Below are 13057 nucleotides of genomic sequence, written 5' to 3'. Positions count from 1 at the left end.
CGACGGGCTTTTGTCGTCAAAAAACTGACAATCCTGCCCTCCTCGTCCTAAACTCATGTAATGAACAAAGAAAATGATCTCAAAAGAAGTAAACGTAACGCGCTGCTGCTGCTATTGGTCGCCGCCGCGCTGTTTGTCATCACCCTTTTTCTCTCGCCAAACTTTTGGGTCAACGGCCTGAAGGCGATCAGCGAGGCGGCGATGGTTGGCGCATTGGCTGACTGGTTTGCCGTCGTGGCGTTGTTTAAAAAGGTGCCTATTCCCTTTGTTTCTGCTCATACGGCCATCATTCCGAAAAACAAACACAAGATTGCCGACAATCTGGCCATTTTCGTGCAGGAAAAATTTCTCGATCCGGGTTCGCTGGTTCGGCTTATCCGCCAGCATGATCCCGCGCAGGCGATGGGTAACTGGCTGACAGCCAAAGAAAATGCCAGTCAATTTGGCGGCTATCTTGTCAGCATTATGCGTAATTTTTTAGATATTACCGACGACACGCGGATTCAGAAACTGGTTAAGGAAGCGCTGTACGCCGCCATTGATAAAGTTGACCTTTCCAAATCCGTGGCGACGCTGCTTGAAAGTTTAACCAAGGATGGCCGTCATCAGGCGTTGCTGGACCAAGTGATGCAAAAGCTGGTGACTTTGCTTGAACAGCCTACGAGCCGCGATTTCATTTCTGACCAAATCGTTCGATGGGTAAAACGTGAACACCCTATCAAATCGAAAATGCTGCCTACAGAATGGTTAGGCGATAATGGCGCGCAGATGGTTTCGAATGCCGTTAACTCATTATTGGATGATATTGGTCACGATCAGGGCCACGCTTTCCGACAAAGTTTTGATCGTGTTATCGCCCGGTTCATCCTTCGTTTGCAAAATGACCCGAAAATGGCCGCCAAGGCCGAAGAGATTAAGGGCTATCTCAAGAATGACCCAAAACTCAATGAATACATCATCGGGCTGTGGGGTGATCTTCGTCAGTGGATTAAGGATGATTTAGAGCGACCTGACTCGATGCTACATGCTCGAGTAACGGAAGCGGGTTTGTGGTTGGGTAACATGTTGAGTAAAGACCCTGCCCTGCGCAAGTCGATGAACCAGCAGATGGAGATTCTGGCTGAAAAATTGGCTCCCGATTTTGCACAGTTTTTAACGCGTCATATTAGTGATACGGTAAAAGGCTGGGATGAAAAAGATATGTCGCGGCAGATAGAGTTGAATATAGGTAAAGATCTACAGTTCATTCGTATCAACGGCACGCTGGTCGGTGCAGGCATCGGTCTGATTCTATATTTAATCTCCCAACTTCCGCCCGTTATCTCCTCGTTATGGGATCGCTTTATTTAAAACTCCGTTTTAACTTCAAACCAGCGCCTGAGAAAAATCCGATCTATTTCTCAGGCGTTTTACACAAATTATGGATATTTTCTTTTCAGGAATGAATCGATAACTTTCAATAGAGACTTTTAATAACGTTTCCGACTTATCCAACCCTTCTTTTATTGAACCAGGTGGAACGATAATTTTAACTCAAATAATATTTCTTTCGGACTTTTGTAAAGATAATGTCAGTGGTAAAAGTTATTATTCTGCACAGAAAATACATAACAAATTATGATGAAAACTATTAGAAAATTTTATTCTCATCATTAATTTCACCTATCACACAAATAACTCCTCGCTATAAACACGCCGCACATTAATCCTTCTATGACTTTAGCTATCAAATCTATAAATAAAAACGCGTTTACCTGAGCCAGATGATCCATAAGAATAGTGCTATTAAATGACGGATAGTCAGTTGCCAATTTTTGCACGTTGTAAGCTATCTTATTATTATTTATGGGGAATCAAGAATATTATGTATAACTTTCAACGTTATCATTCAAAAGAGTTAGCTTTAGCGTATATGAGCGGGAAAACGCATAGTTTTTCGCCAGAACAGTTTCTGGCTGAACTTAAGAAGGTCGAAGGACAGTTCGAAAGCCTGTTGAAGCATGGGACGTCTAAGTTAGTAACAAGTAAAGTTTTTTGAGATTTGGAGAAATCTTGGGCAAACTTTTTTAAGTTCAAAGGCTTTTAGATTCAAATTCACTTTTGAATTCAACTTCAACTTCAACTGCATGCGCTCCGCTTACTGCGCGATGCTGAGGCTTGACCGAGCCTTTACGGTTTTAAATTCAACTGCATGCGCTTCGCTCAATAGGTTGCGGCCCATCCCGCTCAAAGGGTCGCAGTGGATATTAGATTTGAAATCTAAAGCAAACTTCTAACTTCAAGTTCAACTGCATGCGCTTCGCTTACTGCGCGGCGGCGCAGACCGCCTCAAGGATGTTCCTAAGCGAACACCCTTAAGAATCCCGCGCTTTTTTTCCACAGCTGTAACTTGAGAGCTGAAAAAGTTACATCTTTGCAGAAAGTCCCGCGTGTGGCGTAGGTCGCGCGGCTTCGCCGTCCCTTCATTACGAATTTGAGCCAAACACGTCTCAAATCACTCCATTCAGCGCCGTCCCGATACCGCCAATAATAGCTAAAAATAAAAAACCGATAACTCTTAGGCGGTCAAAAGCCGATCCCTCAAACAATAATTTTTAGGTTAAAAGATCGGTCCTTGACCGCCTAAGAGTATCCGCCCTTGCTTTAGGTGCTGTAATTGGCGGGATCAGGGCGGCGCTGAGCGAAGTTGAGCAAGACGTTTTTGGCTTGTGAACGTAGCGAGGGAAGCGCGAAGCGCCGCGGCCAACGCCACACGCAGAGGCAACTGGAAAGATCTAACCTTTTCAGTTCTCAAGTTACAGCTGTGGAAAAAAAGCGCGGGATTCTTAAGGGTGTTCGCTTAGGAACATCCTTGAGGCGGTATGGGCCGCCGCCCATTGAGCGTAGCGAATGCATTTGAATTTGAAAGTAAAAAGCCTTTAGAATTAGCATCTAAAGGCTTGATTTATATGATTTTGACGTAAAAGTTTTTGCTCCTAAAGCTTTTGACCTTAAAAGCTTTTGACCCTAAAACAAGTTGCCTTTAGATTCCAAATCTAAAAATACCCAGAGATTATTTCATCTCCCTGTCATCGATGTATTTACGCTTATCCGGTGCCGGTGGAAAATACTGATAAAGCCAGGTTTCACTCAGTGCGTGGTCATGCGAACGCAGGAACATCCGCAACTCGACAGGGTCAACGGCGTCGCTGGTTGGTGCCCAGTCAAATAAAATTCTATAACCATCAAAAGGTTGCACGTAGAGAATTTCAATGTTGCTTATCTTGCCGGAGGATACGTTGATAACCGGCTCGATGCCTTTATCAGCATAGGCTTTTAATTCGCCGCCAATGAAATCTACCGCGAAACGGCGCTGCCACACGGTCGGATAATGCTCGCCAGGGGCCCAACCTTCCGGGAAACCGCCCATGCCGGTGCGCGTTGCCAGAACTTTTGCCATCGGACTGCGAATAGGCGGCTCGTTGCTCCAGTAAAGTTTGTAGCTGAAATCTATCGAATCCCCTGCCTTAATAGCCTTCTCCGGCTGCCAGAAACAAACTACGTTATCCAGCGTTTCACCCGTTGTAGGGATTTCCATCAGATTGATTGAACCCTTACCCCAGTTACCTTTCGGCTCGACCCACAGGCTTGGACGCTTATTGTACCAACCGATAACATCTTGATAATCATCGAAATCATGATCGAGTTGCAGCAATCCAAAACCTTTTGGATTTTCATCGGCAAAGGCGTTGAACTGTAATTTTTGCGGATTATTCAACGGACGACATACCCATTCGCCATTACCGCGCCACATTGCCAGACGATCGGAGTCGTGAATTTGCGGGTGAATCGTGTCGCAACGGCCGCGCTCGCTGGTGCCGCAGCTGTACATGCTGGTCATTGGCGAGATACCCAGCTGCTTAACATCTTTGCGCGCGTGCAGGTGTTTGTCGATTTCCATTACCACGCGCGTTGGCTCGCAGTGAATGGTAAAGCGATAGGCGCCGGTCACGCTTGGGCCGTCGAGCAGCGCGTAAACGACAAAAGTGGTTGAATCGGCTTTCGGCGTTTCGAACCAGAAAGCGACAAAATCAGGGAACTCTTCAGGCTGATCGGTAAAGGTATCTACCGCCACGCCGCGTGCAGAAAGGCCGTATTGATAGGTATCATCAACCGCGCGGAAATAGCTGGCGCCGAGGAATGAAACGACGTCGCGCTGGGTGAGCTCAGGGGCTTTATTCACTTTAAAGCCGGCAAATCCGAGGTTGGATTTACCCTCTAGCTGCTTGGTATCAACGCCAGCATCATGATAATTAAACAGTTCCGGACGGAAATGTATTTCGCGCGCCTGATGCTTGTCTCCATCGAGAGCAAACATTTTCACGCGACGTTTGAAACCCATGCCGACGTGAAAGAGTTCTACGTCGAGCTGGCGATTTGGGATGTCATGCCATAAAGAGTGGGCGTGATCGTATTGAATGCTGTTGTAAGCCTGCGGCGTGAGGTTCGCCAGCGTGTCTGGCAGTGGCTCAGGTGCGCCGCCGTAAGGCTGTTTCGCGAGAGAGGCGGCCATCTTCTGCAAAGTACCGAAATCAAACGAGGTTGCGCCGCCGTCAGCTACGCCTCCCTGTGCCGCCTCGGCTGAACCGGTGAACAGGGATGCCATCGCTGGCACACCACAGTAAGCAGCAAATGCCATTGAAGCTTTAATAAATGCTCTACGTTCCATGCCGGAAAGGTTTCCTTTGGCTCAGCAAGTGTATGAATCCGACCGCAATACGCTCGATGACGAGGTTGCCTGTGACATAAGCATAGATGCAGTTGCATAGATGCAGTCGGTGTTAAATTTTACGACCACAAGGCTAACGTAAAATTCATAATACGAGTATCAAAAAATTGAAAGCATTCAGCCAGCAAAGCGTTTGCCAAAGAGTCATGCTTTACCCCAATTTTCTCCTCAGTTAGGGCAAACCGCTGCTTTAAGCTAATTAATGGCGGTAAATGCTCCTCCCTTTCCATGACATCTTGATTAAATTTTAAGACCAATCTGCGTGGGATAGGTCAAATAAATTGATGTTCTTAAACTATCTTGAAGAATTCTTTGATAAGCCGGACAACATTGGAGTCACTTCTAATCGGCAAAATCCTAATTTTTGCTTGTAAAACCGTAGGTAACATCCCGTTACTGCGAGTTACAGAGCTTTTTTAATCCGTGAATAATTTTTAATAACCAACTTGATGTTTAGCTACAAAACTAATAATTCACCCTTCTCATTATTGTCTCAAACAATTTATTTTTTTCGCTATGTCCCTGCAAATGCTGGGGATCATGGTCTTCGGATACACGAGTCTACCTAATGTTAGTTTTAAGCGTCCATTAGGGAAATTGATAAGATAATTGTAAACGGGTTTACCCATAAAAATTAGCTTTGTAATTTACCTTAATTTATTGCAAAAAGGATCCGCAAGGGTGGCTAACGATTAACCACCTCTTGATTGTCACAGCCCTCTAACCTAATAAACAAATAAGCACACACGGATGTCCACTAAGGACCACAATTATGCAAATGATAATTCTTGATTTGTGTCGTTTTACACGCCTGGGTTTAATTCACTCCCTTTCTTTGAATGGGGTAAATAACCGAGACATAATTTATGCCAGCGATATTGAAGACCTTGAACAACATTGCCAAATGCAATTACCGAGAATTGTTTTTATCAATGAAGCCTGCTTGTCTTCACAAGCAAACAAGAGTTCGGAGCTTCGCGACTTAATAATCGAACATCCTAAGACGTTATTTATTATATTTATGTCCAGTACCAGAAATCATTTTGACGAGTATGTGCACGTGCGTGAAAACGTGATTATTACTTCAAAATCAATAAAAACATCTTCACTCAACCAGTTATTAAGCAATCACATTTGCAAGTACAACCTGGCCGGCATGGGAGGTAATATCTTGGATAATACACCAGTAGTTTTGAGTCGCAGCGAATCCAATATGCTCAAGATGTGGATGTCGGGAGAAGGAACCATCCAGATATCAGACAAACTGAGGATCAAGGTGAAAACGGTGTCGTCTTACAAGGGCAGCATCAAGCGCAAAATCAAAACGCAAAATAAACACATCATCTACCACGTAGTACGACTTAGCGATTCGCTGACTGAGGGTATCTTTGTTAGCTAAAACTCAACAAGCTCCCAACTCCAATGGTGTCATCGTGGAGCTGGGAGCTATCACCAGACGTTTAAAACCGTTTAGCACGCTAAGTTATCAGTTTACTTCACGTGCCGTTAGAGAGTCTCTCGCGGCACGACAAAGGTTCCATCCTTACTTTGCGTTTCATTGAAAAACCAAATGCCCGCCGGATAGTCTTCCAAAGCCACTAAGTACATCACGCCTTCATAAAACGTCTCTACTGCCAACACGGTGCCCTCCCGACGCGGACCGCCGTCAGTCTTTACCGTTACCAGATCGTTAACTTGCATCAGAGTACTCCAGAATGAGATGTGCTGGCGCGTAGCCGAGCTTAGGGTGTCTTTGTTTAGTGTATTCTAGTTTGGCTGGGAAAAGAGATGACGCGGCGCAACATTGGAACGTGGAGTATGTTGAAACGTGGAATTTATGAGAAAAAGCCGTGTATCTACATGAAGCCTGAGTAGATACCAAGAATTTTAGGCAATAAAAAACCCGCCTTAGCGGGTTTTTGTAATCTACTTTAAACGCTGCAAAACAGCGGATAAGTGAGATTAGATAGCGGTAACGTTAGCCGCTGACGGACCTTTAGCACCGTTCTCGATAGAGAAAGATACGTTCTGGCCTTCAGCCAGGGTCTTGAAACCTTGATCCTGGATTGCAGAGAAATGTACGAATACATCTTTGCTGCCGTCTGCAGGAGTGATGAAGCCAAAGCCTTTAGACTCGTTGAACCACTTAACTTGACCTTTCATCATATTAGACATGCGAATTACCTTTTAAATATAAATTTTGCCACCATGGGCATGTTATAGCCGGATTTCAGTCGTTACTTATGGAGGCACTAAGAAGGAAATTCGTCAGATCAGTGTTATCAAAGATAACTCATTAAATTGGAACAACTTTACTCAGGATGTCGTGCATAAATAGGTCTGTACCACAGGCCGAGAGCTATTTACTCATGACTGCCCTTCAATAGCAACTCTTTTTAACGCTTACTTGCTGCAAACACCCTATTATGTTCAGCAATCGCGCGATTAGCTTGATTTATCGCCAATTAGGCCACTGATTTTACTAAAATTGTTATTAAACGAAGCGGGTAAAAAGAGAAATAAAAAAACGCTGAACGATTTTTTTCGCGTTTTGGCGATAAAAAAACATTCAGCGTCAGTGATTTGCCTTGTCCCTTCCCCCACCTACTCCATCATTTCGGAGACGGCATGTCTGACATAGGCACTAATTTGGGCTAAGTCTTCGGCTTTCGCGCTGTCACCGCCGATGGAACGCACGCGATTTTCGAGATGACCAATGTCCTGCTCAACCTTATGCGCAATCTGTACCTTTACGATGGTATCAACGGAAGAGATAAAAGCCCGCATAACGGCCTTGAGCGCGAAAATCTCAGAGAAGGAGTCATAGGCCAGCTTTTCGGCCGGTGGCTTCTCGGGGCTCTGCTTCTCACGCGGTGGCAGGTTCTTCAGGTTATCAACATGTTCGATAATCAGGTCTATATCTCTGATTAGTTCATCAAAATTCTTGGCCACTGATTTTCCTTCGCTCGGCGAAAGAGGAAGAATACCACCGCGACAAGATGGCGAGAAGCCAACAACGCGGGGAAAGGTGAAATTTAAACGCAAAGCGCCCGTCCATTGAGGTGGACGGGCGCTGTAAACGGTAAACTTGAGTCGAAACTAAAGGTTAAGCGTTTTTCAATGAATCCATGTCGATCACGAAACGGTATTTCACGTCGCTATTCAACATACGGGTGTAGGCTTCGTTGATCTGATCCATATTGATCATCTCGACGTCGCAACCGATGTTGTTTTCAGCGCAGAAATCCAGCATTTCCTGAGTCTCGGCGATACCGCCAATCAGTGAACCGACCAGGCTTTTACGGCCGCCAATCAGTTTACCCGCGTGAACCGCAGGTTCTACCGGCTCAATCAAACCGACCAGAATGTGTACGCCATTCACTTTCAGCGTGTCCAGGTACGGGTTCAAATCGTGCTGATGCGGCACGGTGTCGAGAATGAAGTCGAAATGGTTTTTAACATCGGCCATCTGTTTTTCATCGGTAGACAATACGACGTGGTTCGCGCCCAGACGACGAGCTTCCTGCTCTTTACCGGCAGAACGGGTGAACAACGTCACGTCTGCGCCCATTGCGTGAGCAAATTTCAGACCCATGTGGCCAAGACCGCCCAAACCGACGATAGCAACCTTATCACCCGGTTTAACGCCCCAATGTTTCAGTGGCGAATAAGTAGTGATACCGGCGCACAGCAGCGGTGCCGCCGCCTTGAAGTCCAGCGCTTCAGGTACGCGCAGTACAAACTTCTCGGCAACCACGATCTGCTCGGAATAACCGCCGTAGGTCATCATGCCGTCGTGACGATCCAGACTGTTATAAGTCATGGTCGGGCCAGCTTCGCAATACTGCTCGAGGTCGGCTTTACAGGTCGAACATTCCTGACAGGAATCGACCATGCAACCCACGCCAACCGCGTCGCCCACTTTAAATTGGGTAACTTTAGCGCCTACGTGCGTGACGTAACCGATGATTTCGTGGCCTGGAACCAGCGGATAAACGCTCTGATGCCATTCGTTACGCGCCTGGTGAATGTCTGAGTGACAAACGCCGCAATATTTGATGTCGATAACAACATCGGTGTCACGTGGGTCGCGGCGAACAAAATTATGGGGTGCCAGCTCGGTCTCTGCAGACTGTGCGGCAAAACCTCGGACGTTAAGTGTCATCTGTTTTCTCCTGAGGGTTAACGAAAGAATTCGGGGCAGCAGTCATAAGACTGCCACCGCGAGAGATTATGCAGGCAAAAGGAGGAATATCGTTATAACGATCCTCCCTAGTCCTTGCCTAATTCTGTTTTTTTCTGGAACTTTGGTTAAGCGCTGCGCAACGGCAACGCGTAACCTGAGGAGGATTAAGACGGCGATTTCTCGCGCGAGGGTCTCATTCGGGCGGGTAAAATCAAATCAGTCGCGCGGCTTTAAGCTCGCTTTTGAGATACGCATAGTAGATAGGTGCAGCCACCACGCCCGGCAGGCCGAAGGCAGATTCGAAAACCAGCATCGCCAGCAAGACTTCCCATGACTTGGCATTGATACTGGTGCCAACAATGCGCGCATTAAGGAAGTATTCGACCTTGTGAATGATAATCAGATAACCCAGAACTATCGCGCCGACCCATAACGAAAGCGACAGACCGACGATACAGATAACCGTGTTCGAAATGAGGTTGCCGACCACCGGCAGTAATCCGCAAACGAAAGTGAAAACCACCAGCGTTTTCGATAAGGGCAAATGAATGCCAAACAGCGGCAACACGCCAAATAAGAAGATGCTGGTTAACACGGTATTTATCAGCGAGATCTGGAATTGGGCAAACACCACGTTGCGGAACGACTGGCTCAACAGGCGCATTCTTTGCAATAAATCATTTTTTAGCGGCGCGTGCTGGTCATCGCCCTGCTGTTTTTGCAGCGAAATAATGGCCCCGAGAATCATCCCTATCAGCATGGTCAAGAATGTATGCGCCGCGTTTTTACCGGCGGTCTGGATCATCACCACGTTTTCGCGCATCCACTGAATGAACTCGCGCTGCAGCTCCTCAAAGTTTTCGGGCAGATAATGCAGCATCACGGGAGAAAGCCGGCTTTGCGCGTCACTTAAAAGCTGGCTTACCTTATTATTGAAGGCCGCCGGATTGCGCATGTCATGCAGCAGGAATGAGACAATGCCCATGATGGCCAAAATCAGCCCGCCCACCACAATAGTGCTGATCAGCGCCACCACCAGCCAACGCGCGCGATCACCGCGAATCACTTTCTGGAAGTAAGGCGTCAGACCGTTAACCAGCTCGTAAACCACAAAGCCGGAAATAAAGCATCCGAGCAGGTGAAGCGGCAGTACCAGAATAAGTCCGCCGATGACAATCAGCAGGCTGAACCAACGAATTTGATGCGGTCTCATTATTTGCATTGCTGCATCCTTCCTTTTACTAACCACGTGGCGATCGCTGTCTTTTCAAAACGAGTCTTATCTTGTTCGGCTTGTAAGGCATCGGCTTTCTTCCATCATAGCACCGAAGTATCAACGGCATAGCGGAGATGAGGCAATGCACTTTTTTTGACAGGAGAGTTTGGTTCCCTATCATAAATAGAGCAATGTAAACCGATAGGCCAAACAATGAACGATCTCTTCTACGAAGCAAAAACCCGCGAAACTGAAGCACACGGAATTGAGGCGCACGATACTGAAGCCCAAGGAGCAGAAGTCCGCGAAAAGCTTATCCACGAAAACGTAATCCGTGAAAAGTTGGCCCTTCCCGCCGGGCACAATAAACTGTTACTGCACTCGTGCTGCGCGCCGTGCTCTGGGGAAGTGATGGAAGCTATCCAGGCCTCAGGCATCGAGTATGCGATATTTTTCTATAATCCGAACATTCACCCGCAAAAAGAGTATCTGTTACGGAAAGAGGAAAACATCCGTTTTGCCGAGCAGCATAACATCGCTTTTATCGATGCTGATTACGACACCGATAATTGGTTCGAAAGAGCACGCGGCATGGAAAAAGAGCCTGAACGCGGCATTCGCTGCACGATGTGTTTCGATATGCGATTCGAACGCACCGCACTTTACGCATTCGAAAATGGTTACACCGCCATTTCGAGCTCGCTGGGTATCTCCCGCTGGAAAGACATGCAGCAGATTAATGGCTGTGGTCTGCGTGCCGCTGCGCCTTATCCGGGCATGGTGTATTGGGATTACAACTGGCGTAAAAAAGGCGGCGCCGCGCGGATGGTCGAGATAAGCAAACGCGAGCATTTTTACCAGCAGGAATATTGCGGTTGCGTCTATTCCCTTCGCGACAGCAACCTGCATCGCAAGGCGCAGGGCCGTCCGTTGATTAAACTTGGCGTCAAATATTATGGCGACGATGAAGACGAATAATCTGCCGCAACCCTAATTTTTTTGCCTCTTCAGCCTGCTAATCGGTAGGCTGATCGTTTGCCTTTTCGCCTGCTCACCTTTTTATCCTTTCCGAAACATTCTCTTTCATTTGCTCTTGCTTAACATGCCATCGCTTGTTACTTTCCGAATCTGGCATTTCTTATGCTTTTCGTACTAAACCGATTAATAAAAAATATATACCTACGTATCAGTGGGTTAAAAGCAATTCTTTGTGATCGAATTTAATTTAATTGAATGACAGGGGTAATAATATGTGGGTGCTCATTGGTATTCCGATCGTGGTGCTTGGCTTTGCACTGCGTTTCAATCCGCTACTAGTCGTTACTATCGCCGGGATCTCAACCGGTCTTGCTGGCGGCATGCAAACGGTAGAAATCGTCAGTGCTTTCGGTAAAGCCTTTACCGATAACCGTTACATGGGCTTGATTTGGCTGACGCTGCCTGTCATCGCGATTTTGGAACGTAGCGGGCTGCGTGAACAGGCGCAGCATTTGATTTCGAAAATTCACGCCGCCACTACCGGCCGCGTGTTGATGCTGTACTTCTTTATTCGCCAGATGACCGCCGCGCTGGGTCTGACCTCGCTGGGTGGCCACGCGCAGATGGTGCGTCCGCTGATTGCGCCAATGGCCGAAGCCGCCGCAGTGACTAAATATGGTGACTTGCCGATCGACGTGCGTCACAAAATCCGCGCCAACGCGGCCGCTGTCGATAACGTGGCGGTATTTTTCGGCGAAGATATTTTCATCGCCGTACAGTCTATCTTGTTAATCAAAGGTTTCCTCGACCAGAACGGCGTCTTCGTCGAGCCTTTACATCTCTCCGTGTGGGCCATACCGACCGCTATTGCGGCGCTGATTATTCACTTTATTCGGCTGTGGTTGCTTGACCGTTCGCTTGCCAAACGTTTTGACGCGCACGTTGTGAAGGTGGCGAAATGATTACCTTAAATACCGTTTATATCCTTGCCGGCATTCTGTTTGCCGCGTTCGCCATTTTTAATCTTGGCGATAAAACTAATCCAAAACGTTATGTTAATTCGCTGTTTTGGGGAATTTACGCCCTGACCTTCCTGATTGGGACTCAACTGCCGCATTTTGTTACGGGCTGTATGGCGATTCTATTGGCAGTAATTGCCGGAACGGGCCAGCTGGGCAAAGGTAAACACGACGTTAATCAGCCAGCAATCAGGGCGAAACGCGAAGCCAACGCTAAACGTTTTGGCAACAAGCTGTTTATTCCGGCGCTACTTATTCCACTGGTGACCCTCATCGGCACGCTGACGCTGAAATATACCCCGTTTGTGGAAACTAAAAACGTCACGCTGATTTCACTGGTGCTCGGCACGCTGGTGGCTTTCGTGGTCGCGCTGTTGATGCTGCGCGACTCGCCGTTAAAAGCCATTAAAGCGGGTGGCCACACTATGGATACCGTCGGCTGGGCGGCGATTTTGCCCCAAATGCTGGCGGCACTCGGTGGACTGTTTGCCCTCTCAGGCGTAGGAACCGTGGTCGCCGATCTGGTAAAAGAGGTGATCCCGATGGGTTCGCCGCTGGCAATAGTGATTGCTTACACCTTTGGCATGGCGCTGTTCACTATGATTATGGGTAACGGTTTTGCCGCTTTCCCCGTCATGACCGCCGGTATTGGTTTACCGCTTATCGTGCATCAGCTGGGTGGAAATCCGGCAATAATGGGCGCAATCGGCATGCTTTCGGGTTTCTGTGGCACCTTGATGACGCCGATGGCCGCCAATTTCAACATTGTGCCCGCCGCGTTGCTTGAGTTGCACGACAAGTACGGCGTTATCAAGGCGCAGGCGATGACCGGCATTCTGCTGTTGCTGGTCAATACCGCGTTTCTTTATTTCTTTGTGTTCCGTTTCTAA

At 47.4% G+C, this 13057-nt stretch carries 11 protein-coding genes; 5 read left to right on the top strand and 6 right to left on the bottom strand.

The window, feature by feature from the left end:
* Positions 1-60: 60 nt before the first annotated feature.
* Complete coding sequence (locus SC206_RS20225; RefSeq protein WP_332740176.1) at positions 61-1350, top strand: DUF445 domain-containing protein; 1290 nt, start codon at positions 61-63, stop codon at positions 1348-1350.
* 1702 nt (positions 1351-3052) lie between these two features.
* On the opposite strand, the gene SC206_RS20220 is transcribed toward SC206_RS20225, so the two are convergent.
* Complete coding sequence (locus SC206_RS20220) at positions 3053-4708, bottom strand: glucan biosynthesis protein D (protein WP_332740174.1); 1656 nt, start codon at positions 4706-4708, stop codon at positions 3053-3055.
* A gap of 832 nt (positions 4709-5540) precedes the next feature.
* Between SC206_RS20220 and rcsA the strand changes: the two genes are divergently transcribed.
* Complete coding sequence (gene rcsA / locus SC206_RS20215; protein WP_332740171.1) at positions 5541-6167, top strand: transcriptional regulator RcsA; 627 nt, start codon at positions 5541-5543, stop codon at positions 6165-6167.
* Between the two features lie 107 nt (positions 6168-6274).
* Here the strand turns inward: rcsA and dsrB are convergent, their stop codons facing one another.
* The 5 genes from dsrB to SC206_RS20190 form a co-directional block, all read right to left on the bottom strand.
* Positions 6275-6469, bottom strand: a complete 195-nt coding sequence (dsrB, locus tag SC206_RS20210; protein WP_332740169.1) for a protein DsrB — start codon at positions 6467-6469, stop codon at positions 6275-6277.
* Between the two features lie 261 nt (positions 6470-6730).
* Positions 6731-6943: a transcription antiterminator/RNA stability regulator CspE gene (cspE, locus tag SC206_RS20205; RefSeq protein ID WP_045046760.1), complete on the bottom strand. Its 213-nt coding sequence runs from the start codon at positions 6941-6943 to the stop codon at positions 6731-6733.
* A 429-nt stretch (positions 6944-7372) separates the two neighbouring features.
* Complete coding sequence (locus SC206_RS20200) at positions 7373-7720, bottom strand: hypothetical protein (RefSeq protein WP_332740167.1); 348 nt, start codon at positions 7718-7720, stop codon at positions 7373-7375.
* A 154-nt stretch (positions 7721-7874) separates the two neighbouring features.
* Positions 7875-8933: an NAD(P)-dependent alcohol dehydrogenase gene (locus tag SC206_RS20195; RefSeq protein WP_332740166.1), complete on the bottom strand. Its 1059-nt coding sequence runs from the start codon at positions 8931-8933 to the stop codon at positions 7875-7877.
* Between the two features lie 232 nt (positions 8934-9165).
* On the bottom strand, positions 9166-10176 hold the full coding sequence (locus SC206_RS20190; RefSeq protein WP_332740164.1) for an AI-2E family transporter: 1011 nt from the start codon (positions 10174-10176) through the stop codon (positions 9166-9168).
* Positions 10177-10383: 207 nt separating this feature from the next.
* Between SC206_RS20190 and SC206_RS20185 the strand changes: the two genes are divergently transcribed.
* From SC206_RS20185 to SC206_RS20175, 3 genes are all read left to right on the top strand, one after another.
* Positions 10384-11148: an epoxyqueuosine reductase QueH gene (locus SC206_RS20185; RefSeq protein WP_332740162.1), complete on the top strand. Its 765-nt coding sequence runs from the start codon at positions 10384-10386 to the stop codon at positions 11146-11148.
* A 272-nt stretch (positions 11149-11420) separates the two neighbouring features.
* The gene (locus SC206_RS20180) at positions 11421-12110 is read left to right on the top strand and encodes a DUF969 domain-containing protein (RefSeq protein ID WP_332740160.1); all 690 of its coding nucleotides are present in this window, start codon (positions 11421-11423) and stop codon (positions 12108-12110) included.
* Positions 12107-13057 carry a DUF979 domain-containing protein gene (locus SC206_RS20175; RefSeq protein ID WP_332740158.1) on the top strand — a complete coding sequence of 317 codons (951 nt, stop codon included), beginning with the start codon at positions 12107-12109 and terminating at the stop codon, positions 13055-13057. The genes SC206_RS20180 and SC206_RS20175 overlap by 4 nt, the downstream gene beginning before the upstream one ends.

The organism is Rouxiella sp. T17 (genome assembly GCF_036663475.1).
Classification (GTDB): domain Bacteria; phylum Pseudomonadota; class Gammaproteobacteria; order Enterobacterales; family Enterobacteriaceae; genus Rouxiella.
The sequence above is the reverse complement of the archived record's forward strand: the minus strand, read 5'-3'. Positions and strand labels throughout refer to the sequence as shown.

Bases quoted from the DNA above. Each gene is read 5' to 3' on its own strand.
- SC206_RS20225 (WP_332740176.1), top strand. From the start codon at position 61: ATGAACAAAGAAAATGATCTCAAAAGAAGTAAACGTAACGCGCTGCTG.
- SC206_RS20220 (WP_332740174.1), bottom strand. From the start codon at position 4,708: ATGGAACGTAGAGCATTTATTAAAGCTTCAATGGCATTTGCTGCTTAC.
- rcsA (WP_332740171.1), top strand. From the start codon at position 5,541: ATGCAAATGATAATTCTTGATTTGTGTCGTTTTACACGCCTGGGTTTA.
- dsrB (WP_332740169.1), bottom strand. From the start codon at position 6,469: ATGCAAGTTAACGATCTGGTAACGGTAAAGACTGACGGCGGTCCGCGT.
- cspE (WP_045046760.1), bottom strand. From the start codon at position 6,943: ATGTCTAATATGATGAAAGGTCAAGTTAAGTGGTTCAACGAGTCTAAA.
- SC206_RS20195 (WP_332740166.1), bottom strand. From the start codon at position 8,933: ATGACACTTAACGTCCGAGGTTTTGCCGCACAGTCTGCAGAGACCGAG.
- SC206_RS20190 (WP_332740164.1), bottom strand. From the start codon at position 10,176: ATGCAAATAATGAGACCGCATCAAATTCGTTGGTTCAGCCTGCTGATT.
- SC206_RS20185 (WP_332740162.1), top strand. From the start codon at position 10,384: ATGAACGATCTCTTCTACGAAGCAAAAACCCGCGAAACTGAAGCACAC.
- SC206_RS20180 (WP_332740160.1), top strand. From the start codon at position 11,421: ATGTGGGTGCTCATTGGTATTCCGATCGTGGTGCTTGGCTTTGCACTG.
- SC206_RS20175 (WP_332740158.1), top strand. From the start codon at position 12,107: ATGATTACCTTAAATACCGTTTATATCCTTGCCGGCATTCTGTTTGCC.